Origin of the sequence: Bradyrhizobium sp. 31Argb (assembly GCF_043638955.1) — a bacterium.
GTDB lineage: Bacteria > Pseudomonadota > Alphaproteobacteria > Rhizobiales > Xanthobacteraceae > Bradyrhizobium.
Genome location: NZ_JBEGDB010000005.1, coordinates 46,852 through 71,517, shown reverse-complemented (window position 1 = coordinate 71,517; position 24,666 = coordinate 46,852). Strand labels below are relative to the sequence as shown.

At 62.3% G+C, this 24,666-nt stretch carries 20 protein-coding genes and 1 pseudogene; 7 read left to right on the top strand and 14 right to left on the bottom strand.

What is annotated here, in order from left to right; translation table 11 throughout:
- Positions 1–4 precede the first annotated feature (4 nt).
- The 4 genes from AAFX91_RS01980 to AAFX91_RS01965 are packed head-to-tail and all read right to left on the bottom strand — an operon-like array spanning position 5 to position 3,725.
- Entirely contained in the window at positions 5–418 is a 414-nt protein-coding gene (locus tag AAFX91_RS01980; RefSeq protein ID WP_394565397.1) for a hypothetical protein, read from the bottom strand.
- Complete coding sequence (locus tag AAFX91_RS01975) at positions 415–1,590, bottom strand: glycosyltransferase family 4 protein (RefSeq protein WP_394565396.1); 1,176 nt, start codon at positions 1,588–1,590, stop codon at positions 415–417. The genes AAFX91_RS01980 and AAFX91_RS01975 overlap by 4 nt, the downstream gene beginning before the upstream one ends.
- 9 nt (positions 1,591–1,599) lie before the next feature.
- Complete coding sequence (locus AAFX91_RS01970; RefSeq protein WP_130580321.1) at positions 1,600–2,874, bottom strand: glycosyltransferase; 1,275 nt, start codon at positions 2,872–2,874, stop codon at positions 1,600–1,602.
- Entirely contained in the window at positions 2,871–3,725 is an 855-nt protein-coding gene (locus tag AAFX91_RS01965) for a WecB/TagA/CpsF family glycosyltransferase (protein ID WP_394565403.1), read from the bottom strand. The genes AAFX91_RS01970 and AAFX91_RS01965 overlap by 4 nt, the downstream gene beginning before the upstream one ends.
- A gap of 152 nt (positions 3,726–3,877) precedes the next feature.
- On the opposite strand from AAFX91_RS01965, the gene AAFX91_RS01960 reads away from it, so the two are divergent.
- On the top strand, positions 3,878–4,981 hold the full coding sequence (locus tag AAFX91_RS01960) for an endo-1,4-beta-xylanase (RefSeq protein WP_394565395.1): 1,104 nt from the start codon (positions 3,878–3,880) through the stop codon (positions 4,979–4,981).
- An 8-nt stretch (positions 4,982–4,989) separates the two neighbouring features.
- Here AAFX91_RS01960 and AAFX91_RS01955 read toward each other — a convergent pair whose 3' ends face one another.
- From AAFX91_RS01955 to AAFX91_RS01910, 10 genes are all read right to left on the bottom strand, one after another.
- On the bottom strand, positions 4,990–6,426 hold the full coding sequence (locus AAFX91_RS01955; protein WP_394565394.1) for a lipopolysaccharide biosynthesis protein: 1,437 nt from the start codon (positions 6,424–6,426) through the stop codon (positions 4,990–4,992).
- Between the two features lie 2 nt (positions 6,427–6,428).
- Entirely contained in the window at positions 6,429–7,481 is a 1,053-nt protein-coding gene (locus AAFX91_RS01950) for an acyltransferase family protein (protein WP_394565393.1), read from the bottom strand.
- The gene (locus tag AAFX91_RS01945) at positions 7,478–8,587 is read right to left on the bottom strand and encodes an acyltransferase family protein (protein ID WP_394565392.1); all 1,110 of its coding nucleotides are present in this window, start codon (positions 8,585–8,587) and stop codon (positions 7,478–7,480) included. The genes AAFX91_RS01950 and AAFX91_RS01945 overlap by 4 nt, the downstream gene beginning before the upstream one ends.
- Before the next feature lie 4 nt (positions 8,588–8,591).
- A complete protein-coding gene (locus tag AAFX91_RS01940) occupies positions 8,592–9,665 on the bottom strand; it encodes a glycosyltransferase (RefSeq protein WP_394565391.1) in 1,074 nt (357 codons plus the stop codon).
- A gap of 20 nt (positions 9,666–9,685) precedes the next feature.
- Positions 9,686–10,978, bottom strand: a complete 1,293-nt coding sequence (locus AAFX91_RS01935; RefSeq protein WP_207234520.1) for a VpsF family polysaccharide biosynthesis protein — start codon at positions 10,976–10,978, stop codon at positions 9,686–9,688.
- Between the two features lie 80 nt (positions 10,979–11,058).
- Positions 11,059–13,377, bottom strand: coding sequence for a polysaccharide biosynthesis tyrosine autokinase (locus AAFX91_RS01930; RefSeq protein WP_130580326.1), 2,319 nt, complete (start codon positions 13,375–13,377; stop codon positions 11,059–11,061).
- Positions 13,358–14,629: an outer membrane beta-barrel protein gene (locus AAFX91_RS01925; RefSeq protein ID WP_394565390.1), complete on the bottom strand. Its 1,272-nt coding sequence runs from the start codon at positions 14,627–14,629 to the stop codon at positions 13,358–13,360. The genes AAFX91_RS01930 and AAFX91_RS01925 overlap by 20 nt, the downstream gene beginning before the upstream one ends.
- A gap of 458 nt (positions 14,630–15,087) precedes the next feature.
- On the bottom strand, positions 15,088–15,777 hold the full coding sequence (locus AAFX91_RS01920; protein ID WP_394565389.1) for a polysaccharide biosynthesis/export family protein: 690 nt from the start codon (positions 15,775–15,777) through the stop codon (positions 15,088–15,090).
- A gap of 41 nt (positions 15,778–15,818) precedes the next feature.
- The gene (locus tag AAFX91_RS01915; RefSeq protein WP_282529255.1) at positions 15,819–16,550 is read right to left on the bottom strand and encodes a metallophosphoesterase family protein; all 732 of its coding nucleotides are present in this window, start codon (positions 16,548–16,550) and stop codon (positions 15,819–15,821) included.
- 90 nt (positions 16,551–16,640) lie between these two features.
- Positions 16,641–16,778 carry a hypothetical protein gene (locus AAFX91_RS01910; protein ID WP_165421215.1) on the bottom strand — a complete coding sequence of 46 codons (138 nt, stop codon included), beginning with the start codon at positions 16,776–16,778 and terminating at the stop codon, positions 16,641–16,643.
- 561 nt (positions 16,779–17,339) lie between these two features.
- Here AAFX91_RS01910 and AAFX91_RS01905 point away from each other — a divergent pair.
- The 6 genes and pseudogenes from AAFX91_RS01905 (at position 17,340) to AAFX91_RS01880 (ending at position 24,647) form a co-directional block, all read left to right on the top strand.
- Positions 17,340–18,101, top strand: a complete 762-nt coding sequence (locus AAFX91_RS01905) for a sugar transferase (RefSeq protein ID WP_130580079.1) — start codon at positions 17,340–17,342, stop codon at positions 18,099–18,101.
- Between the two features lie 40 nt (positions 18,102–18,141).
- A pseudogene (locus tag AAFX91_RS01900) lies at positions 18,142–19,074 on the top strand (mannose-1-phosphate guanylyltransferase/mannose-6-phosphate isomerase); the annotation flags it as partial.
- On the top strand, positions 18,996–19,814 hold the full coding sequence (locus AAFX91_RS01895; RefSeq protein WP_394565402.1) for an FkbM family methyltransferase: 819 nt from the start codon (positions 18,996–18,998) through the stop codon (positions 19,812–19,814). The pseudogene AAFX91_RS01900 and the gene AAFX91_RS01895, both read left to right, overlap by 79 nt.
- 45 nt (positions 19,815–19,859) lie before the next feature.
- Positions 19,860–21,179, top strand: a complete 1,320-nt coding sequence (locus AAFX91_RS01890; protein WP_394565388.1) for a UDP-glucose dehydrogenase family protein — start codon at positions 19,860–19,862, stop codon at positions 21,177–21,179.
- Positions 21,180–21,552: 373 nt separating this feature from the next.
- Positions 21,553–23,868: a bifunctional salicylyl-CoA 5-hydroxylase/oxidoreductase gene (locus tag AAFX91_RS01885; protein WP_394565387.1), complete on the top strand. Its 2,316-nt coding sequence runs from the start codon at positions 21,553–21,555 to the stop codon at positions 23,866–23,868.
- Positions 23,865–24,647, top strand: a complete 783-nt coding sequence (locus tag AAFX91_RS01880; protein WP_394565386.1) for an SDR family NAD(P)-dependent oxidoreductase — start codon at positions 23,865–23,867, stop codon at positions 24,645–24,647. The genes AAFX91_RS01885 and AAFX91_RS01880 overlap by 4 nt, the downstream gene beginning before the upstream one ends.
- The last annotated feature ends 19 nt before the right edge of the window (positions 24,648–24,666 follow it).

Genomic DNA, 24,666 nt, shown 5'->3' with positions numbered 1-24,666 from the left:
GGCTTCAGGTGAGTCCTTTGATCTTCTTGCAGGGTGTCGCCGAGGTCGACGAAAGCTGCACGATCCCGACGACGGATTTTATCGTCAGTACTTCCTTGCTGGTGAGGAAGCGCAGCGTCGCGCTCGGATAGGCGTCGCAGAATTGCGACAATGTCGACGCCGTGGCAGGAATGGAGTCCTGCTTGGGAACGACCGCGATGCCGCCGTCCTTGAGGATATAGGCGTCCTTGACATTCGTCATGCTGCTCGCCGCCAGGCAGATCTTGAACAGATCGGTGTAGGATTGGGGCGGCAACTTCAGATCGCCGCCGAGGCTACCCAACAGATATTCGCGGCTTCGGCGGCAGTTGTCGGCGCCGGCGTGTGCCGCGCCGGTGGCGAGCACAAGCAGGATCGCGGCGGCGACGATCTGTCTCATGCCGTCACGACTTCGGCCTGGGGCGCAGGCCGCTCGTTCCGAGACAGTCCGTAGGTCGCGGTGGCGCAGCGTTCCCAGGACAATGCGCGTGCATGGGCCAACGCGCCTGCGGCAAGGCTCCCACGCAGTTCATCATTCTCAGCGAACCTGGCGATCGCCGCGCAAATGCTGTCGATATCGGGCGGAACAAGAATGCCGCTTTGATCCGGCAGCACCGCGTCGGGAACGCCGCCGACGGCCGTCGCAACGCTCGGCACGCCGCCGGCACCGGCCTCGAGATAGACCAGTCCGAATCCTTCGACCCTGCCGGAGGAATCCGGAAGCCCCGTCAGGCTAAACAGATCGGCCGCGCCATAGATGTCGCGGATCTCTTCGTTCGGTAGTGGACCGAGCAGGCGAACATCGCAGTTCGCCGTTTCGATCAAGCGCTGAAGTTCGTTGACGTAGTCGGCCTCGCCGTTCGGGCCGATCACGAGCCAGGTGATACGCTGGCGCAGCCGCTCGGGGAGGCGCGCCAGTGCCGCGAGCGTCAGATGATGTCCCTTGCGGTGGGTGATCCGCGCGACGGTGACCATCACCAGCCGCTCCGGCGCCAGCCCAAGCCCTGCGCGGATGTCCGCCCGATCGCGTCGATCTCCGAACCAGAAGTCGGAAACGCCGAGACTGATCGCGCTGATCTGTCCTGCGTCGACGGAAAACCGCTCGCAGAACAGATCCCGGGTATAGCGGCTGTTCGCAACGATCTCGGTCCGAGGTCCGAACACGCCGGCGCTGCGGATTGCCAGCCGCTTCAACGGCGTCTGGGTTTCGTTGATCTCGGTACCGTGCACCGTCATCAGCACGCGTGCCCGCGTCTGCCAGCGCGACAATGCGACAGGAATGAAGAACGGCCAGTCGGCCGCATGAATCACGTCGTATGGGCGCTCGCGAACCCTATTGCGTGCCAGCATCATTTTCGCCGGCAAGTCCGTCATCGAATGCAAGCCACCGGCAAAGCGGGCCACTTCGAACGGCAGCGTGCGATCGCGGCCTGCATTGTCCTGTCCGTAGTCCGGCGCCACCACGGTGACGCGCGCGCCGAGCCGCGCCGCGGCGGCGGCGATCTCCCCTGCGTAGGTGCCGATCCCGCCCATGGCGGGCGCAAACTCACTCGTCAGCAGCAGGATGTCCACGTCGATGCCTCAAGAGGCCGTGGCGGCGGCGAAGCCGCGGGCGTCCTGAATTTCCTGATGGTAGCGGTACACGCGCGCCAGTTGCGTGGCCGGCGTGAAGTCCTGGATCGCATCGGCGACCTGCTCGGGCGTGATCTTGCCGCTGTCGATGGCGTCGCGGACATCGATGAAGCGCTGTGCGAGAGTCTCCACCATATCGTCACGGCTGCCATCGCGTGTCACCAGATAGCCGCTCTGGCCGTCATGGATGACCGACTCGAGCTGCGGCAGATGCATCGCGACCACGGGACGGCCGACCGCGAGCGTTTCCAGCACGCAGCGCGGCATACCCTCGAATTCGGAGGTGAGAATGCCTGCATGCGCGTCCGCCAAGGTCTTCGCCATGCCCATGGCATCCTTGAAGCCGTGGCGAACGGTGATGTCCTCGATCGCGGCAAACTCGCTGAAGCGGTGCGGATCGCTGGTGCCGATATAGTGAAAGCGGATCGGGCCGTTCAGCCGCTGCCGGAAACGATCGATGGTGCGGAACATCAGCGGCGGATCCTTGAATTCGTCGAGCCTGCCGGCGAACACGATCTGGAACGGCGACATGCTTTCCGGGAACGGCTGCGGCTGGAAGATGTCGGTGTTGACCCAGGTCCACAGCGTATCGATCTTCTCCTTGCTGCGCGGATAGGTCTTCTGCATCCGCTCGGTGATGAACGGATTAACGCAGAGGAACTTCTCGCTCATCGTCACCGCGAACCGCTCGCCGGTATTGTGCACGAAGGAATATTTCCGGAGCAGCGAATCCATCTGCAGTTTCGGCGCGCCCTCGCCATGCAGCATCTGCACGAAGGGAAGACGAAGTACCGCCGGCAGCCAGGAGAACTCCACCCGTCGCAGGTCGATTGAACACCGCCGTGTCCGTACCAGCCGTGCGATCTGGCCGAAATGACGCAGCAGCGCCACGAAGAACTGGCCTGTCAGCGAGGAACGAATGGTGCGCGCGGCTTCACGCGCCTGGGCATCGCTGTAGCGCAGGATCGGCAGGAAATCGAAGGTGCGGCCGCGGAACGTAACCCGGTGCACTTCGCCGAGGGTGAGGTCACCGATCGAATCCACGCCGACGAACAGGATGTCGGTGTTGTCAGGATGGAAGGTGATGAAGTCGCGGATATAGGTCTCGAGCCCTCCGACCTTTTGTCCGCGCGGGTCGAACGGATGGAGCAGGCAGATCTGATAGCGTGGCCGAACGCGGCTTGCATTGCGGGCGCGCAGCGCCAGTGTCACGGTCGAGGTCATGCGGTCTTCCGGATTCGTGCGTTGATGATCTGGGGCAGGGTCCGCGCAACGAGTCCCGGAACGGCGGCCATGCAACGGGCATAGCGCGGTCCGAGCCGGCTTGGATTGTTCAACATGCGCCAGGCCCATTCGAGCCCGGCCTTCTGCGTAACCGACGGCGCGCGCTTCTGCGTGCCGGCGATGAAATCGAGCGCGGCGCCGATGCACAACACGCCGGTGCCATCGAGCTCGTCGAGACAGCGCGCTGCAAATACTTCCTGGCATGGCGCTCCAAGCGCGACAAAGCAAAGTCTTGCACCGGACTCTCGGATCAGTTCGATCGCATGATCGGCCTCGGCAGAATAAGGATCGAAGTTGGGGCCGGGCGCATACCATCCCACAACTTGCAGACCCTGGAACCGTTCCGACAAACGTTGCGCGGTGACTTTCAATGTCTCGTCATTCGACCCGAGCAGGAACACAGGAAGGCCTCTCTTCTGCGCTTCCTCGCAGAGCGGTTCCACAAGATCGGCTCCGGTGGTCCGTTCGATATGCGTGCCAAGCAGACGCGACAGCACAACGATCGGGAACCCGTCGGCCGTCACAAACTTGGCACGACGATAAGCCGCTCGGAAGTCGGGCCGATGTTGCAGTTGAACGACATGATCGAGATTCAACGTGCACACGCTGAAATTCTCGCCTCGTTGCGCAGCCGATACGATCGAGTTCACCGCTTCGGGAAGTGAACCAATGTTGATGGCGATGCCATCAACATTGAGATTGGATGTCGCAGGCTGCTGCGTCTGTATTTCCGGCATGTCGATCTCCAGGTGAAAGAGAAGCCGAGGTGCACTGATGGAAGTCGTCGGCATGCTCAATGCTTGTGCGATGGGAACTCGCATCTCGAAGACTCTTCCTCGACGAGCAGCGCCACGAAATAGAACTATTGCGTCGCAACGATGGCGTTGCCGCTGTGCAAAAATGATTCAGCGCAGCGAATGCATTCACTTGATGGAGAGCAGCCATGCAGATGTCGCGACGAAATGCACTCGCCATTCTCGCAGGGGCAGGCGTCGCTGCGCGTGCCGAAATGTCGACGGCCGCGCCGGCGCAAAGTCAGGGTCTCGGCGCGATCGCTGCACAACATGGATTTGCTTTTGGTGCTGCCGCTGGTCCTGTCATTGACAAGGATCTTGCCTATCGCGAGCTCTACACGACACAGACGCGCATCATCACGACCGACATTGCGATGAAAATGGGCACGATCGCGCCACAACCTGGCCCCAAACGTTTCGAGAGCGCGGATCGTCTGCTGCAATTTTGTGCGAGCAATCATATCCCGATGCGCGGCCATTGTTTGATCTGGAACGAATGGGTTCCGCAGTGGATCGAGAATATGAGCAGCGCGGAGCGCCAGGCGTTCTTCGATTCCTACATAGAGGAAGTTGTCAGCCGCTATGTCGGCAAGTTGCATTCTTGGGATGTCGTCAACGAGCCGTTCTGGCCGGGCCACAAGGCGCCCGGCGGCTACAGACTCGGACCGTGGTATGACGCATTTGGCGGAACCGGCTACATCCGCCGCGCTTACGAACGCGCGGCCATGGTCGACAAGAAAACCAAATTTGTTCTTAACGAGGCGCAGACCGAGCGCGATGACGAAGTGGGGCACATCGTACGTAGCGGATTGTTGCGTCTTGTCGATGAATTGAAGCAGGCTGGTGTGCCGCTCGCGGCCGTCGGCCTGCAGGGGCACCTGCAGCCGCGCTATCCGCATGATCCGGGACGGTTTGCCGAGTTCCTGCACGAACTCGCGTCACGCGGCGTGGATATCTACATCACGGAATTCGATGTGCGCGACGACACGTTCCCGGACGATATCGCCACCCGCGACGCGATGATCGCCGAGACCGGCGAGAAATTCCTCAACAACGTATTGCGAGTGCCTGCGGTCAAGATGGTAATCGCCTGGGAGCTCGCGGACAATTATTCGTTCTACACGGACGCGGCCAAGAAGAAGGATCCGCTCGCGCAACGCCTGCCGCGGCCGCTGCCTTATGATTCATCGATGCAGCGAAAGCCGTTGTGGTTCGCGATCGCGCGCGCGTTCGAGAATGCAAAGAAGGCATAACAGAATCGTCACGCGCCGGAATGTTGCGGGCGTGCCCGCAACATCTTCAGCAGTGACGGTGCGTACAGCAGCGCCAGTACTGTGAGATAGACTGCCGCACCTGCGGCGATATGCGCGGCGAGCATGATCGCGTTTCCCGCTTCCGGGAACTCGCGCAACAGCGCCGCCATCGCGACGGTCGCAACCGCGATCCGCGCCAGGTGTGAAAACGGAAGGGTCAGCCCGAACAGCGAGAAGCCGATGCTGAAGCTCGTGGCGGCTGCCGCAGTTGCGGCGAGAACGGTGGCGCCGGCCGCGCCGGCAAGTCCCCAGTAGCGCAGGCACACCACGCTGAGGATCACCGTCAGGGTGGCATCGATGGCGGAAATCGCCATCATCCAGCGCGTGCGGTTGTGCAGCAGGAAGACCTGGTCGCCGAAATGGGCACGAAGGTTGCGGATCGCGCCGGCGAGCGTTGCGAGCGGCAGCACGCTCAGCGTTGCCTGCTGAAACGGCGCGGCGATCAGAAGATGCACGATCTCGAACCGCAGCATGAAGATGCCGGTCAGGCTTGGCGCGAGGATCGCAACGAGCAGCGCGGTGTTATCGGCAAGCTGCCGCATGGCGGCCTTGCTGCCGCTTTGTTCCATGCTCTTGACCGCCAGCGGAAAGGCGGCGGCCGTCACCAGCATGGCGGCGACCGCGGCGGCGCGCTGGCCGAGTCCGTAGCCGACGGCGAACAGGCCGGCCGCGGCCACACCCGACATTTCGTTGATGATGAAGCGCGAGGCATTGAGGCCGACCCAGCCGAGCCCGCCGCCGATGATCAGGGGAACGCCGTAATGCAATGCGTGCACTACGATCTCGCGATCGATCGGCCACAGGCGGCGACCGTAGGCGATCTTCGGCAGCACCACCAGCGCGGCCGCGAGTTGCGCGATGGCGTAGCCGGCCAGCGGCCATTCGGCGGATTGGCCGAACAGCTTGATCATCACAAGGCCCACGGCAAAGCCAACCGCGGGCCCGACCACCTGCTGGATCGTGTAGACCCAGATCTGCTGCTGGGCGCGAGCGCGCTCGCCGATATAAAGGTTCAGCGAACGCGTGACCACGTAGGCGATGGCGGCAAGCAGCATGCCGAAGTGCGCATCGGGGGAAATGACGAGGCGCAGCACGACGACGATGACGAGGCTCTGCAGCAGGACCGACGCCAGCAGCACCGCATTTTCGGTGCGGTAGAAGCGTGGCGCGTCGCCATCCTTGTAGCGACCGGAGAAGCGCAGTGCGTATTGCGACCACCAGGCGAGGAAGGCGATCTGCAGGAATTCGTGCGTGGCGGTGACCAGTGTGATGATGCCCAGCGTGTGATCGTTGACCACATGGGTCCACACGATCATCGCGATCAACTGGAACAGCGGCCCGACGAACTGCGCAGGGAGATACAGCAGGGTGTGGCGCAGCAGCATCGTTACGCTCCCAGCCAGCGGGCGACGCGCGCGGAGGAGAGCTGCCTGACCGCGCCGAGCGCAGCGATACTGACCATCGCTGTCAATCCGAAGGTGATCGCAAAACTCGCCGCCGAGCCGAACTGGCGCAATCCGGCGTGGTCGCGCAGCAACATCACGATGAAGATGTGCCAGAGATAGATGAAATAGCTGCCCGAACCGAGGCTCGCGAGCAAAGTGAAACTCGGCTGCAGCACCAGCAGCGCAACGCTGAACAGCGCCGCGTAGAGGAAGAATGCCGTTGAGTCGTAGACCGCGGCATCGCCGACCCCGGACAGCCGGACGGCCAGATACAGCAAATAGGCAAACAGCATGGCACCGACGAGGATCGCGCGCATGTTCCGCGCGGTCGCGCCGGCGAAAGATGCCGTCAGCGCGCCGAGTGCCATGAACGAAAACCAGAAGGGGATATCGCGCATCCGAACTTCTTCGACGAAGGAGTCGGCAAAGCCGAGATGGAACAGCAGGGGATCGAGGTAGCTTCCGGCGACAAGCCCGAAACCGATCGCAAGAGCAAGCAGGATTGTCATCCGCTGCGCCGTGTCCTGCCGGTCCGTTCCGCCGGCAGCATAGATCAGCCACAGTACAATGGTGCAGCCGACATAGACGAACACGTAGTAGTACACGAATACATAAGCGAGCGCGAACCGCGCCACCGTCGTGGTTACGCGATGATCCATCGCGGGATTGTGCAGGGTCATGTAGAGATAGGCCGCGATAAAGGCGATTGTATAGGGGATCACCGCAGCCTTCAGCCGCTTGAACAATGGCACACGTCCCGCGCGCGCGGTCAGGTAACCGGACGCGAACAGGAAGATGGGTACGCAAGGCCGCAGCGCGGCATCGATCGCTTTGGTCCAGGCGAGATCGAGCGGCTGCGGCAGGGAATGGATCCCGATCACCATCAGGATGGCAACGCCCCGCATGGTGTCGATCACGGCGTCGCGGCCCTTCGCCCGAGCGTCCGCGCGGGTGTGAACGAGTTCTGCCTGAGCGGATGCCGCGAGCGTCATCATGCGATCTCCTGCTGCGAGATCGGTGCCGCTACCGCCGGCGCGAAGCGGCGATCGTAGAGGTCGGTCAGGTAGCGCCGCGCCGGCGTCTCGAAGTATCGGTAGGACAGCACACTGGTGATGCCAAGGACGATGAACGACACCGGCGCCAGGATCAGCTTGGATTCTGGAGAGGCGAAGAGCACCAGACGCGAATCCAAGGTGATGATGACGGTCGCGATGGGCATGTGCAGCATATAGCTGGAATAGGTCAGCGGTGCGAAGCGATCGAGCCTGAGCATCGATAACAACGTATCGCTGCCGCTGCAGTCGAGTTGGATCGCAAGTACAGCGATCACGTAGACCGCAACCAGCGCAGCCATTGGTGTTAGCCACGAGCCGAACAGGGTGAACCCGCCGAGCGCCAACATCAGCGCCCCACGCGTTGCGGGCCAGCGCGCGATCTGGTCGCGGTAGACGGAACAGGCAATGCCAAGGCTGAACGCGGGCACCGCGCGGAAGGCACCGCCCTCGTTGATCCACTCGGACCATGGCAGGGTTTCCATGGTCGCGGCCCAAACGCTGTTGGCAAACGCGGACAACGCCACGAACACGATGATCAACGTTTTGCGCCGCAATGCGAGCGCAACGATCAGCGGAAACAGCAGATAGCAGAACATTTCCGCCGACAATGACCAACTCGGAAAGTTGAACGTCAACCGTTCGCCGACGAATGCATGCAGCAAAAGAAACTGCGCCGGCAGATCGGAGAACGAATAGCGCGCGGGATTGTCCGAGCGCGCCATGCCAAAGGAAAGCGCGAGGGCAATACAAATATAGAACGTCAGCGTGGCGAGATGCAGCGGGTAGATGCGGGCGACGCGCCGCCAGAGGAAGCGTCCGATTGCTGCGCCGTCGCCGACGTGATCAAAATATTGGCGCGCGATGACGAAGCCGGAAACCACGAAGAACAGGTCGACGAACAGGTTGAAATGCCAGAGATGGGCGATGATGATGCGCCCGAGCGGCAGCTCCTTGAAATAATCGGAATAGTGCAGAATCACCACGGCGCAGGCGGCGATGATCCGCAGGCTGTCGAGGTGCCGCATCGCGTTGGTGGTCTTGTGCAAAAGTTTAGATCCGCTTCGGGTTGAACTGGCTGGAAGTGTGGGGGTGGGCAGCAAGGCGCGAGATCAGGTCGATCACCGCTTCGCGGTCGCCATGGGCAAGCGCATTCCAGCGAGCAAGATTCTGCTCGGCGAGCGCGACGTAGCGCGCGCGCCAGTTCTGGATCGACAGCGCGGCCGCGATTTGCGCCGCGGCGGCGGCGGGCTCGGCGGGATTGATGAAGATGCCGGAGGTGTCGAGCACCTCGCGGAAGATCGGCGCATCGGGTGCTGCAATCGGCAGCCCGGCATATTGCGCTTCGAGCAAGGGCAGGCCGAGCCCTTCGTCATGTGACGTGCAGACGAACAGGTCGGCCGTATCAAGCAATTCCCTGACGCGCTCGGTCGGCTGATAGTCGTGCAGCGTAACGCCCGGCATGGCTTCCAGCGCTTGCCAGTCGTCGCCCCAGCCGCGCCGGCCGACAATATCCAGCGTGGCGTCGGAAAAACCTCTTCCGCGCAGCGCCCCAACGAGCGCGGCGGCCGCCTTGAAATTCTTGCGCGGCTCGACGGTGCCGAGTGCGACCAGTCGCAGCGGTCGCGGCGCAGTCGCGCGGCCGGCGCGCTGCTCCGACTGCAATCCGAACACGTTGCGCACGGAGGGACGATACAGCGTGATCTCGGCATCGGGTCGGGTATAGGCGGCGATCCGGCGCCTTGTATCGTTGGAATTGGCAAGAAAGCGGGGATAGTGCCGCAGCGCCAGCTTGAAAGGACGCGCCATATAGAGGCGGGCACGTGCGTTCAGTTCGGCGGGCCGCGTCACCAGGAAATCATCGTGGATGTAGGGCAGCACGCGTGAGGCGAACGGCAGCAATAGCGGGCTGGGCGGAAAGCCGGGGCAAAGCAGCATCGCCGACGAGGTCGCAAGCCGCATCGGCAAGCCAAAGGTCTGCGTCGTCACCATCTGGCGTGTGCCGCGCGCGGTGACCGGCACCACATTGAGCGGAGCGAGCGCGGACGCCGAAAACAGTTCGAGCGTGATGCGCTCGAGCCCGGTGACGTGACGTCCGAGATGGGTGTTGTCGACGTAGATATCCATACGATGTCCTGACGCCAGATTTACGCGGGAACAGGCCGGTAACGGCGCTGGGCGACGGGAGGCGGAGCGGCTGTCCGCCGATATTCGTCGCGCGGCAGCAGCACGGTGATCAGGACGATGAACTGCGCAAGCTGGATATTCTTGGACGAGAAGCTCACCGAGCTCGCAGCGATCGTCAACATCAGTAGCAGCATCGCCCAGACGCCGCGATCGGCGCGCCGGATGATCTCGGTGAAGAGGCAAGCGAGCCCAACTGTCAGCGCCACGGTGTGGATGAGGCCGAACTGCGCGATGCAAGAGATCCAGAAATTCTCGATGCCATAGTCGAGGCCGAGCTGGCTCTGCAGTGAAGTCACCCGGACCGGATTGGGGCCGAGGAGCAATTCTTGCCAGTCGAAATACGACAGCAGGTGAAAGGTGGCATAGCGTGCCAGCGTGCTGCCCTTGTCGGAGGAGAAGCGCAACAGCATCTTGTCGAAGATGCCGAGATCGAGCGCCGCAAATCCGACTGCGCCCGCTGCGAACAGCAGGCATATGGCGAGGATCGCGGCAGAGAGCGGGATGCGCTTGCCCCGCAGCATGTGCAGCATCTCGATCCCGACAAGCAGTCCCATCACGATCAGCACGGTCACCAGCGCGGTCCGGCCGCCGAACGCCATCAACGAGGCCAGGCTGAAAGCGATCAGCGGCACCCGTATCAGAATCGGAGGGCAGAGCGCCGGCCGCAGCAGCAGGGCCAGCACATAGCCCGCGACGACGCCGGATGCCGTGAGGGGATGGCCGAGAAAGGCCGAGGAGCGCCATTCGCCGAGGACGACGATGTCGCCCATTGTCAGTGGAATCAGGCGGTGACCCGAGAAATACTCATAGTAGCCGACCACGATATTGACGAGAATCGTGACATGGATCGCCCACGCCAGCGGCCGTCGTTGCGACGGCGAGAGCTGCCAGATGGCAAGGCACAACACGACCGGCGTCAGGAATGTGTCGAAGATCACCGTGAACGGCCGTTCCAGCACGAACATCTGCACCAGCAGGAACAGCCAGCAGAGCAGATAGAACAAGAGGAGCTTCGACTGCGAGAACATCCGGTCGATCTCGCCGATCGGTCCGCGGCTGCGCATCAGCAGCAGGAAAAAGGCGAGGAAGGTGAAGTACGTCGCCGGATGCAGCTTCTCGTAGAAATTGCCGCCCGCCGTCAGATAGTGGATCTTTACGTTGGTGAGCATGCCCGCCGAGAGCATGAACATCGCTACGATTGCGAGCACAAGAAAGCCCGTCGCCAGCCACTCGACAAAAGTGTCGAACGTCATCCCGCGCGTTCGCGTTCCGGACGGAGCGTGCGACACCGCGCCAGGCAGGCTTAAAGGTTGGCTGGCAAAGCTGCGCGTGTTCACCGCGCCGCTCCGGGGCTGAGGTTCGCGGTTCCGTATGGCTTGAGATAGGCGGAACTGCGGTAATAGTCGTAGAACTGCAGGCGGCTGAGGTCGACGCGGGTGAGCACGGTGCCGAGGATGCGATCGGAGACCGGCGACAACAGGTCGATGGTGTGGCTCAGGACCTCGCGCGGGGTCTGATCCCAGGCCAGCGCCAGGATGATGCGGTCCGCAAGCTCGGCCAGCGCCCGGCCGTCGACCAGCGGCACCAGCGGCGGCGAATCGACGATGATCAATTCGTAGCGATGGCGCAGATGATCGAGCACGTCGACGATGCGGTCGGAGAACATCAGCTCGGTGATGATCTCGGCCTGCTTGACCGCGGTCGACGGCAGCACGGACAGTCCGGTGCTTTCGTCGGTCAGGATCGCCTGCTCGATGGCCGCGCGTCCCAGGGCAACGTCCAACAGTCCGATGTCGGCGCGCGGGCAGAGCGAGCGGGTGAGTTGCGGGTTGCGGAGATCGCCGTCGATCAGAAGCGTCCGGATACCCAACGTCGCCAGCGACTGCGCCAGATTGCCGGCAAGCGTGGTCTTGCCTTCGCTGTCGAGGGCAGAGGTGACGAGCACGACCCTGACCGGCTGCATCCGCATCGTCCGTTGCAGCGCCAGGCGAACCGAGCGAATCGCCTCCGCGAAGAATGTGGCGGGCTCGTCGATCGCATAGCGCATCAAAGGCGGTTGCAAGGCGGCCGGCAGCAGCTTGACCGTTCTCGGATCATGATTTTCGAGTTCGCCGCGCCCGCGCCGCCGCGCCAATCCTGCAAGTTCCCTTGTGCCGATCAACGGCACGGCGGCCAGCGCCGGCACGCCCGATATTGATTCCGCCTGCTCCAGCGTCTTGATGCGGCCGTCGAGATAGTCGGCGCCGAAGGCGAGCACGCTGCCAAAGCCAAGGCCGAGCATCCCGGCAAGGCCCAGGATCAGCATGGTTTTCGGCGAGGAGGGACGGATCGGAACGCTGGCCTTGGTCACCACCCGCGAGTCCGGCAGCTCGAGGCTTTCCTGCGACGTCGCTTCCTTCGAGCGCGCCAGATAGGATTCATAGAGAGTGCGGTTGGCTTCGGCCTCGCGCTGCAACTCATGCAGCCGCACCTGAGCCTGGCTCGACGTATTGGATACGTTCTGCAACTGCTCCAGGCTCTGGCTCAGCGAATTTTCGCGGGAGAGCGCCACGTCGTAATCGTGCTTGGTGCTCTCGAGGATCCGCTTGATTTCCTCGTTGATCAGCCGCTGGGTGTCCTTGAGCTGCGCGCGCACATTGGTGACGAGCGGATGCCGCGAGCCGTATTTGCTGGAGAGATCGGCCTCGTTCTTGGCGATGTCGGCATATTGCGTGCGCAACTTCGTGATCATATCAGACGAAATCGCCGCATTGATGCCGCCGGGATCACCACCGGATTTGGCGATCTGCTGCACCTGATCATATTTGGCGCGCGCCTCCGCGGTCTGCACCCGCGCGGCGATCAGCTTGTTGTTGAGATCGGTGATCTGCTGGTCGTTGACGGTCACGCCCTGCGAAACCGTCAGATTGTTGGCGGAGCGGAAATCCTCGACCGCCTTCTCGGAGGTGACGACTCTCGATTTGAGATCGTTGATCTGGCCGCCGAGCCAGTTCGCGGCGATGCGGGTCGCGTCATTCTTGGCGCGGACCTGGTCCTCGAAATAGGCGTCCGCGACCGCGTTGGCGATAATAGCGGCCTTCGACGGCGATTCCGAGCTGACATTGATGTCGACCAGGAAGGTCGTGCCTTGCCGCGTCACCTTCATGCGCTTTTGCAGGATTTCGATCGAACGCGCGCGCGCCGCGTCTTGCGGGTCCGCCGCACCTTCGGGCGCAGCCGAGGCGAACAGCCGCTTGATCGGATCGAGGAGGCCCGGTGTCGGGATGAATTCCGGATCTTGCGTCAGCTTCAGCCTGCGGACCACCCGGTCCAGGATCGCGATCGACTGGATCAGCAATGACTGGCTTTCGATGGTTGCATCATCGGTGCCGTAGTTCGAAAGCGCGGTCTGGCTGTTGGTCTCGACGGCCGCGGCTCGGCGTGGATCGACCAGCACGGTCGCGGTCGCCGTATATAGTGTAGTGGCCAGCAGACAGTAGGTCAGCCCGAGTGCGACCAGCACGACAGCGGGCAGGACGGCAAACTTGTAGCGGCGGCGCAGGATGCGCGCCATCTCGCGCAGATCGACGGTCGGAGCCTGCCAGCGACTTGCGGCAGGTTCCCTGGTCTCTTCCGGGGGGCGAGCCAGGTGCTCAGAACTGCGTTGTAACATTCAATCCCACCAGGTGTTTGTCGTAGCTGAAAGTCGGGATGTTGCTTTCGCGTGACGTGAAGCGGTAATAGACCGCGATCGCGGCAAAGCGATTCAGAAGATATTTGACGCGGGCGTCGGAGGTGGTGACCTGATCCTTGCGCGGCTGCCCGAAGAAGCGGTCGCTCTCATAGCCGCCGTAGAACGAAACGATGACGTTGCGGCGCAGCTCATAGTCCAGTCCGAGCTGCACGGCATTGGCGAGCACACCGGTTGCGCTGGTGTCGGAAGTCTCCGTGACGATCTGTTCGGCGTTGAAGTGAACGTCGATCATCCGCGTCGGGCTCCAGGTCAGCTTGGCGCGATAGGTCGGGCCTGCGATCGTGCCGACGGTCGGATCGACGAACTGTTGCTGCACATAGCCGAAGCCGATTTCGCCGGTGAGCAGACGCGTCAGTCCGAGGGTGACGCCGGTGAGCGCACGATAGCCCTGGGAACTCAGCGGCTGGAGCGGCTGGCCGCGGAGCTCGCGCACATTGCCCTCGGCGCTGCCGAACCAGCCAAGAGTGTCGGAAAACGCATAGTCGATCCGGCTATGGAGCGAGTAGATCTGGCCGTCGCGGGCATCCTGGTTGATGGTCCTGCCGTCCTGCGAGACGGTCGAGCCGAAGTCGTAGGAATCGGTACGGAATCCGACCGAGGTGGTCAGCCGGTTGAATTCCTTGCGCAGGGTCACATCGCCTGAATACAGATTATAAGGTGTCGGCGCGATGGCGTTGGCGGGCGAACTCAGCGAACCAACGCCCTCGTTGAGATGCGCGATCTGGAAGCTGCCCAGCAGCGCCATGTCATGAGCAATGTCGATCCAGCCATTGCCCTTCAGGCTGGCATTGGTCTGGTTGAGGCTGGAGTTCTGCTTGTAGACCGTCTCCTGGGCATCGAGCTTGAGGTCGAGGCCGTGCCGCTCCCATAGGGAATGGGCGCGCAGCGACGGCTCGACCACCGCCGCGACGTCACTGCGGATGTCGGTATTCGACGCGAACACGTTGCTGTCGAAGAACCCGCCGGTGATCAGCGACGGATTGAACATCCAGGAGCCCGAACGAATGCCCACAGGCTCGTAGCCAGGCTGCAGGCGGCCTTTCACGGGCGTGTCCTCCGGCGGTATGTCCTCACGGGTGTCAGGATCGGTCAGCTTGGGCAGCGGGGATGGCTCGAAGATTTGTTGCGCGTTCCATGGCGGCGCCACCTCCTCATTTGGCCAGGGGAGCACTTGCGCATCCGCCGGTGATCCGAGTCCAAGAACAATCGCAGTCACCGGTGCGGGTACGATCTTCAGTCCGCGGCGACCGAACGCGACGACCGAACGGGTTTGCGGCCCTCTCGTTCCAATCGCATTCAACCAGCCAAATGCAGTCGTGCGTCCCATAATCCATCCCTTGCGGGAACTCTGGAGGCGGTGAAGTCCTGAGGCTCGGTTGCCCGTGCTCACAAATTCACCGCGGACTGCGCATCGACATGACAGTCCATGCACTTGTTACGCGCGCACTACGGAGCATTGCTGGTTCGATCAGAGAACATCTCCCCGCGCATTAACGTGCGTCGCGGGAAAAAGTTTTCTGCATTGCAAAATAATACTCACCGCAAATCGACGACACTATGGCAGCGCGCATGACGTAAATGTTTTACGCGCGTGATTTGCGAGCGAGACCGCTCCGTCGAACGAGCCACTCAGAAGTAGCGCTCGGGAACCCGGATGTTGTCACCAGGAAACACCAGGATCGGCGCATCAAGCGGGTAGATCTCTTCCGCTGTGCTGCCCGATCGACGCAAATAGACCTTGCCCTCGTTGGCGCGATAGGTGAATCCGCCGGCGCTGGCGACCGCATCCATCACGGTCAGACCAAGGCGGTACGGATACTCGCCGGCCTTCTTGACCTCGCCGAGAAGGTAATAAGGTCTATACGCGACGATCTCGACGTTCACTTTCGGATCACGCACGATGTCCTTCGATAGCGCGGATGTGATCGCGCGTTCCAACTGCTTGGTCGTCATGCCGGACGCCCTCATGCGTCCTGCAAGTGGAATCGAGACCTGACCGCTCGCGTCGATTTCATACTCTCCCGTGATGTCGGGCTCCCCATACACCTTCACACGCACTCTGTCGTTCGGACCGAGCACGTAGGTCCCCGTCGAGAACGCATGCGAGCCGGTTTGCGTTTGAGCCGATGCGAAAGTTGCGAAACCCGCGATACTCGCCAAAGCAAACGCAAATAGAATATTGCGTGGCGCCACGCGGGCGACACGGATTGATTGTTGCTGCATGACTGCATCCCCACGAAAGTCCGTCAGTAACGGCGCGGAGCATAAGTGAGCAAACAAGGCGAAAGAATGTGGGTGGTGGTTCCGCGACAGTTCCATGCGGTTCCATGATCGCGCAGCGTTAATGGCGCCTGCGTCTGTCACAGGACCAGAATCGCTGTTCCTTCGATGGCGATGCAGGTCAGGGTCCCGCTTCTCCACGCGCCGGTGTCGATATTGATGCGATTGTGCCTGATGTCGGGATGGGGAACCGGGGTGTGGCCGTGCACGACATATTTGCCGTGATCTTCATCCGAATTGAGAAACTCCTGGCGGATCCAAAGCAGATCCTCCGGATGCTGCTGCTCGATCGGAACGCTGGGGCGCACCCCGGCATGGGCAAACAAGAAGTCACCACAGATAAAGCTGTCGCGCAGGCATTGCATGAACAGTGCATGCGTACGTGGGAAGACGTTGAGAAAACGGCGCTGCAGGTTGACTTCGGAGACGGGCATGTCGCGCGGAAACACGCCATAGGAGGCGAGCGTCTGCATGCAGCCGAGCCGCCGCCACTGCGCGAACACCGCCGGGTCGTCAAGGAAGTGCTGCAATAGCTCTTCATGATTACCACGCAGGCAAACTGCGTGATTCCTGACGAGGCGAACTGCCAACAGATCGAGCACGGTCTTGGAATCGGGGCCGCGGTCGATATAGTCGCCGAGATAGATCTCGAGCACGTAGCGGATCGGCCGCCGGCTTATGTCGTCGTCGATACGCGCAATGGTGTCGGCGAGCAGGTCGGCGCGTCCGTGAATGTCGCCGACCGCGTAGATGCGCGTGTCTGCGGGAGCCGAAGGTGCAACATAGTGCGGATATGCAACTGGCGGCCGCATCATCGATTGCTTCGATCATGGAACCGTCATAACGTCAATCGGCGGCGACGGCGTCGGCACCTGTTCCCGACTTCTCTAAGTATATAAGGTCTAGAAGAAGATCATTCGGATGAGCAGAATGATCACGATCCAGGCAAGCATGTTCGCCAGGATGATACGGTTCCTCAATTTACGCCCCGCAGGATCGAGTCGTTTTGTTTCAGGGCGATCCAAACGCGCTGCGATCATTGGCGCCTCCCTGGACAATTTTTCCGAGACGAGCGGCTTCTTGGTTAAGGCCGTTTCCCCGTGTTGACGTCTCGCAATCATCGACAAAACCACCAATTGAAACGATCGCATCGGGCAGAGTACGACTAGCCGTTTAGTATGCAGTGAAAAAAATCCTTCAAAAATGATCGCACAGATTAAGCGCTTGATGTAGCGGGTGCACGGTCGATTCCTGAATCGAATCCGATTCGCGCGCGGTTCCAGGTTTGCGTTAATGCATGGCTGCATCGAAAAACACGCAGCGCATTTCGCGTGCAGTTCAATCTAAGCACTTCCGAACAAAACGGATTCTTTGCATCGCACAAACCTCACGATGCCGCGATGCAAAACCGCGCGCAACATTTTCGTTTTGCTGCCCCATTTCGCCCAAAGAGTTCGTAGAGTTATACCGCCGCGCGATCGAGACGCGTCTCTGCTACGCAGGAAAATTCGCAATTGCGAAGGTGCCCGAGAGATGGGCAGTGGCGCTCTGCGTCGTCGCGCTTGTGACCTCTTTGGGTTCAACAGAGAGAGCGAGAGCAAATGGCCGCCATCGTCACAGCCAACTTCGACCAGGACAGTATCAGGTCGCTCCGCAACAAGCGGAGCATCATCTCGATGCGGCCGGTCGAATATGCCGGCAGCAATTCATATAGCCCCTATCGGGCAAAGCGCCCGCGCGGCTCGGTTCGCACCGAGCCGGGCTCCTCCATCGCAAAGCGCATCTTCGATATCGTGGTTGCAAGCGCAGCGCTTTTGTTCTTCGCGCCGCTCTTGATCGCGATCGCCATCGGCATCAAGCTGACGTCGCGAGGGCCGGTGTTGTTTCACCAATACCGGTACGGTTATCGAAACCGGCGCTTCAAGATCTACAAGTTCCGCTCGATGCGGACCGATGCCGGTGACGTGCGCGGCGTGAAGCAGACCGTGCAGGGCGACTCCCGCGTCACCTCGATCGGCAAGATCCTGCGCAAGACGAGCCTCGACGAAATCCCGCAATTGATCAATGTCATCAGGGGCGACATGTCGCTGGTCGGCCCGCGCCCGCATGTCCCGGGCATGCTGGCCGCCGAGCTGCCTTATGAGGACCTCGTGCCGTATTACTTCCAGCGCCACAGCGCTCGGCCTGGCATCACCGGCCTCGCGCAGGTGAGCGGGTGCCGCGGAAGCACGGTTGAGGCCGGCCGCGCAATCTCGCGGATCGATTACGACCTCGACTATATCGAGCGCTGGTCCTTGCGCATGGACGTCATGATCATCGTGCGCACCGTCCGCCGCGAATTCCTGTCCGGCAGCGGCTTCTAGCCCGCCGACATATAACCATCACATCAAGGGGAGCGATAGAATGCTGCAGCCACGCGGCCGCATAGTCCCAGTTCTTTTGTCGGGCGGAACCGGCTCGCGGCTCTGGCCGCTGTCGCGCGAGAACCAGCCGAAGCAACTGCTCGCGCTGCTCGGCGAGAAGACCTTGCTGCAGCAGACGGCGAACCGCGTGACGGAGCCGTCGCTGTTTGCTGATCCGATGGTGATTGCCAATGCCGAGCATCGCTTTGCCATTGGCGAGCAACTGCGCGCGGCCGGCATCGCCAATCCCACCATGGTGCTGGAGCCGTTCGGACGAAATACCGCGCCGGCGGTGGCGATCGCGGCGCTTCTCGCCAGCGAGGTCGATCCTGGCGCGGTGATCCTGGTGACGCCGGTCGACCACTGGGTTCGCGATCACGCGGCGTTCCGCGCCGCGATCGCGAGCGGGCTTCCGGCAGCGCGCCGCGGACAGTTTGTCCTGTTCGGCCTCAAGCCGACCGGGCCTGCGACCGGATATGGCTACATCCGCATGGGCGGCGGGATCGCCGATCTTCCCGAAATCCGCAAAGTCGCAGGCTTCGTCGAGAAGCCCGACGTTGCGACCGCGGAGCGCTTGTTGGCCGGCAATGATCATCTGTGGAACAGCGGGATCTTCCTGCTGCCCGCACGAGCTTTAATCGATGAATTGGCGCGGCACGAGCCCGCGATTTTGGAAGCCTGCCGCGCGGCGCTGGCCGGCGCGACGCGCGATCTCGATTTCCTGCGGTTGGAAGAAAAGGCATTCGAGTCCTGCCCATCTATCTCCGTCGACTACGCGGTGATGGAAAAGACCGACAAGGCCATGGTGGTGCCGGCCAGTTTTGACTGGAGCGACGTCGGAAGCTGGTCGGCGCTGTGGACGATGGGCGAGAAGGACTCCTCCGGCAATGTCGTGATCGGCGACGCGGTGGCCGAAGACAGCTCCGGCTGCTACGTGCGGGGAGACGGCCCGCTGGTTGCCGCCCTCGGCGTCGAGGATCTCGTCATCACCATCTCGACAAGATCATCCCGGAAGATGCTGTCACGGTCGACATCGGCGCCAATTGCGGGCTCTACACGCGAAAGCTGGCGCGGCTTTCCCGCGAAGTTCACGCCTTCGAGCCTTCGCACGATATGGCGCGCCTGCTGCGGCGGACGTCTGCTTCAAACGTCAGCGTGCACGAGATCGCCCTGTCGGACCACGAAGGCGACGCGGAACTCTTCATTCCGCGCGGCGACACGGGCCTGGTCCACGGCCTTGCCTCGCTTGAGCGGCGGGTGATGGCGTCGGCCGATCCGATTGTGGCCGCCCATGTGCCGATGGCGCGGTTGGATTCGGTGATGCATCAGGAGGTCGCCTTCGTGAAGATCGACGTGGAAGGACACGAGCTCAACGTCCTCAACGGCGCCGTCGAGCTCCTGGAGCGCTGCCAGCCGGTGTTCCTGGTTGAGGCGGAGGACCGCCATCGGCCGGCCGCGACGGAATCGGTGTTCGATTTCTTCCGGCAACGGTCCTACCGTGGTTTCTTCCTGAAGGAAGACGATGTGGTCGACGTCGAAAAATTCGATGTCGAGGAGCTGCAGGATGCGGCGGCGCTCGAGGCGGATGGTGGCCGCAAGGAAGGGCTGTTCTACATCAACAATTTCTTCTTCTTCCCGCAGCATCTCGACGGCGAGTCGATGCTGGTCAAATGATGACCAGTGCGACCGCTGCGATCATTTGGTCAGACAGGATAAGTCATGCATATCACGATGGTCGGCGCCGGTTATGTCGGACTGGTGTCGGGGGCATGTTTCGCCGACTTCGGGCACTACGTCGTTTGCGTCGACAAGGATGAAAAGAAGATCGCAGCGCTCAACAAGGGCGAGATACCGATCCACGAGCCCGGGCTTTCCGAGTTGGTGGCGAGAAACATCGCGCAGGGCCGCCTGGCCTTTGTGACCGACTTGAAGGGGGCGGTCAGCCGTTCCGAAGTCATCTTCATCGCGGTCGGCACTCCGTCCCGCCGCGGCGATGGCCACGCCGATCTTTCCCATGTCTATGCCGCGACGCGCGAGATCGCCGCGGCCTTGCCGGAATCCGCGGTCGTGGTGACGAAGTCGACCGTCCCGGTCGGCACCGGCGACGAGGTCGAGCGCATCATCCGCGAGGAGAAGAAGGACGCGAAATTCGCCGTCGTCTCCAATCCCGAATTCCTGCGGGAAGGGGCCGCGATCCAGGATTTCAAGCACCCCGACCGCATCGTCATCGGCACCGAGGATGCATTTGCGAAGGAGGTGATGGCGGAAGTCTATCGTCCACTGCATCTCAACACCTCGCCGATCCTCTATACCAGCCGCCGCACCGCGGAACTGACGAAATATGCCGCCAACTCGTTCCTCGCGACCAAGATCACCTTCATCAACGAGATCGCCGATCTTGCCGAGAAGGTCGGCGCCAATGTCCAGGAGGTCGCCCGCGGTATCGGGCTCGACAACCGCATCGGCTCGAAATTCCTGCATGCCGGTCCGGGCTTCGGCGGCTCCTGCTTTCCCAAGGACACGCTGGCGCTGATCAAGACAGGCCAGGACAACGAGGCTCCGCTGCGGATCGTCGAAACGGTGGTGGCGGTGAACGACCAGCGCAAGCGCGCAATGGCGCGCAAGGTGTCGAATGCCTTCGGCGGCAACATCCGCGGCAAGACCATCGCCGTGCTCGGCGTCACCTTCAAGCCGAACACCGACGACATGCGCGACGCGCCATCGATCCCGCTGATCACGGCGCTGCAGGACATGGGCGCGGCGATCCGCGCGTTCGATCCGGTCGGGATGGAGCAGGCCAAGAAGGTGTTCGAGAATGTCACCTTCTGCCGCGACGCCTATGATTGCGCGCGGGGAAGCCATGCGATCGTGATCGTGACGGAATGGGAGCAGTTCCGCGCGCTCGACCTGAAGAAGATGGCGACGATCATGGCAACGCCCGTGATCGTCGACCTCCGCAACATCTATTCGCCCGAGGATGTGACGCGGAACGGTTTTCATTATTGCGGCGTCGGCCGGCCGAAGCCGCTGGCGTATTAGAGACCCCCGAGCTCCGTTCAGCTCGCCCCGCTTGCGGGGAGAGGTCGAAATTCGAGCGCAGCTTGAATTTCGGGTGAGGGGGAGTCTCCACGAGTCCGGTTGCCGCCGTATTCGCGGATAGAGCCCTCACCCCAACCCTCTCAGGGCGAGCTTTGCTCGTCCCGGCCCCGTAAAGAACGGGGGAGGGAGAACCGCCGTCAATCGATCCGATCTGTCTAACCGGTTGCCGCGCCTAAGAGCGCGGCGAGACCGCTTTTTTGCCCGACCGGGCCGGGGCTCGCTTGACAAAATTATTTTAAGCATAAAATATTCCCATGTCGGTCCGGGAGCTGTCCGCGGAGATGCCCCGACGGCCGAAGGTGAGGAGACAGCCATGCGCATCGTCTGCATCGGGGGCGGGCCGGCCGGGCTCTATTTCGGCATCCTGATGAAGATGCTCGATCCGGCGCACCGGATTTCGGTGGTCGAGCGCAACCGCCCCTACGACACCTTCGGTTTCGGCGTCGTGTTCTCCGACGCGACCATGGACAACATGCGCAAATGGGATCCCGTCACGGCGGATGCGATCGAGGAGGCTTTCAACCACTGGGACGATATCGAGGTCCTGATCAAAGGCCGCCGGATGCGCACCACCGGCCATGGCTTTGTCGGCATCGGCCGCAAGCGCCTGCTCAACATCCTGCAGGCGCGCGCCGAGGAACTCGGCGTCGAACTTGTCTTTGAGCGCGAGGTCGATTCCGATCTCGAATTTCCGGATGCCGATTTGATCGTCGCAGCCGACGGCGTGAACTCGAAGATCCGCACGCGCTATGCCGACAGCTTCCAGCCCGACATCCTGATGCGGCCGAACCGCTATATCTGGCTCGGCACCAACAAGCGCTTTGACGCCTTTACCTTCGATTTTCGCAAGACCGAGCACGGCTGGTTCCAGGCGCATATCTACAAATTCGAGGATGGGGCGGCGACGTTCATCGTCGAGACCACGGAAGAAGCATTCCTGGCGCATGGCCTCGACAAGCTCGACCAGGCCGGCTCCATTGCCTTCTGTGAGAAGGTCTTCGCAGAAGTTCTCGAGGGCCATTCGCTGGTCTCCAATTCGCGCCATCTGCGCGGCTCGGCTTGGCTTTCCTTCCCGCGATTGATCTGCGGCAAATGGACCGCGTTCAACGGCAACAGCCATGTCGTGGTGATGGGCGATGCCGCGCATACCGCGCATTTTGCGATCGGATCGGGGACCAAGCTCGCGCTCGAGGATGCGATCGAGCTGACCAACCAGTTCAAGCAGCTCGGCGCGACGCCGGACAAGATCCCGTCGGTGCTCGCGGCCTACGAGGAGCTTCGCCGCGTCGATGTGGCTCGGATCCAGAACGCCGCGCGCAATGCTATGGAATGGTTCGAGGTGGTCGGCGCGCGCTATGCCGACACGCTGGAGCCCGAGCAGTTCATGTATTCGCTGCTGACGCGTTCGCAGCGCATCAGCCACGAAAATTTGCGTCTTCGCGACAAGACATGGCTCGAAGGCTATGAGCGCTGGTTCGCCGAACGCACCGGGCTGCCGGATTCCAACGATCGCGTGGCGCCGCCGATGCTCACGCCGTTCCGCATCCGCGGCTTGTCGTTGCCCAACCGCATCATCTGCTCGCCGATGGCGATGTATTCGGCAGAAGAGGGCGTGCCGAACGATTTCCACCTCGTGCATTTCGGCGCCCGCGCGCTCGGCGGCGCCGGGCTGATCTTCTCCGAGATGACCTGCGTGTCACCAGAGGCGCGGATCACGCCGGGCTGCTGCGGGCTGTGGAACGACGAGCAGGCGAAAGCCTACAAGCGCATCGTCGATTTCGTCCACGGCAACAGCGCAGCCAGGATCGGCATCCAGCTCGGCCATGCCGGCCGCAAGGGGTCTACGCGCGTAGCCTGGGAGGGAATGGATGAGCGACTTCCAGAAGGAAACTGGCCGCTGGTGTCGGCCTCCGCCGTTCCCTATCTGCCCGACGGCCAGATGCCCGAGCCGATGACGCGCGCCGAACTGGATGAGGTGCGCGAGCAGTTCGTCGCCGCGGCTCGGCGCGGGGTACAGGCCGGCTTCGACATCCTCGAACTGCATTGTGCCCACGGCTATCTATTGTCGAGCTTCCTCTCGCCGCTCACCAACCGCCGACCTGATCAATATGGCGGCAGCATTGAGAACCGTGCGCGCTATCCGCTGGAAGTGTTTCGCGCGATCCGGCAAGTGTGGCCGCAGGACAAGCCGATCTCGGTGCGGCTGTCGTGTCATGACTGGGCGGAGGGCGGCAACACGCCCGATGATGCGCTTGAGTTCGCGAAGCTGTTCAAGGAAGCCGGCGCCGATCTGATCGATTGCTCCTCGGGCCAGGTCTGGGCCGATGATCATCCGGTCTATGGGCGGCTCTATCAGACGCCGTTTGCCGACAAGATCCGCAACGAGGTCGGCATTGCGACCATTGCGGTCGGCGCGATTTCCGAGGCCGATCACGCCAATTCCATCATCGCCGCCGGCCGCGCCGATCTCTGCGCGATCGCTCGCCCGCATCTCGCCGATGCTGCCTGGACGCTGCACGAGGCCGCCAAGATCGGCGTGAAGTCGATTGCCTGGCCGAAGCAATATCTCTCCGGCAAGCCGCAATATGAGGCCAATCTGGAACGCGCGGCAGCGGGAGCGAAAGCATGACCCGGCATTTCTGGCCCAATGCGCATGCGCTCATCACCGGTGGCGGCTCCGGCATCGGCGCCGCGGCCGCACGAGCGCTGGCCGAAGTCGGCGTACGCGTGAGTGTTGCAGGCAGGAGGCCGGATGCGCTTGCCGAGACGGCGGCGTCCATTGGGGCGCGTGCAGGCGCGGTGCTGCCTGTCGATGTGACCGACGAAATCGCGGTCACCGAAGGCATCAAGCGGATCGAGGCTGAGGCCGGCCCGATCGACATCCTCGTCAACAATGCAGGGAAGGCGCTGAGCGCGCCGTTCGAGAAGACGGATGCCGCGCTGTGGTCGGACATGCTGGCGAGCAACCTCTCCAGCGTCTTCCTGGTGACGCATGCGGTGCTGCCCGGCATGGCGCAACGCGGACGCGGGCGCGTCATCAATGTTGCGTCCACGGCGGGCCTGACCGGCTACGCTTACGTCTCGGCCTATGTCGCCGCCAAGCACGGCGTCGTCGGGCTGTCGCGCGCGCTGGCGCTCGAATATGCGCGCCGCGGCGTCACCGTGAATGCGGTCTGTCCGGGCTACACGGATACTCCGCTAGTGGCCGAGGCGGCCGCCAACATCGTCGCCAAGACCGGCCGGAGCGAAGCGGAAGCGCGCGCAGCCCTGGCAAAGGCTAATCCGATGCAGCGGCTCGTGACGCCTGAGGAGGTTGCGGACACCATTCTTTGGCTCGCCTCCTCAAGCGCATCGTCCATCAACGGACAGGCCATCGCGATTGCCGGCGGCGAGGTCTTCACGGGATAAGGGAAACGCCCAAGGAAAC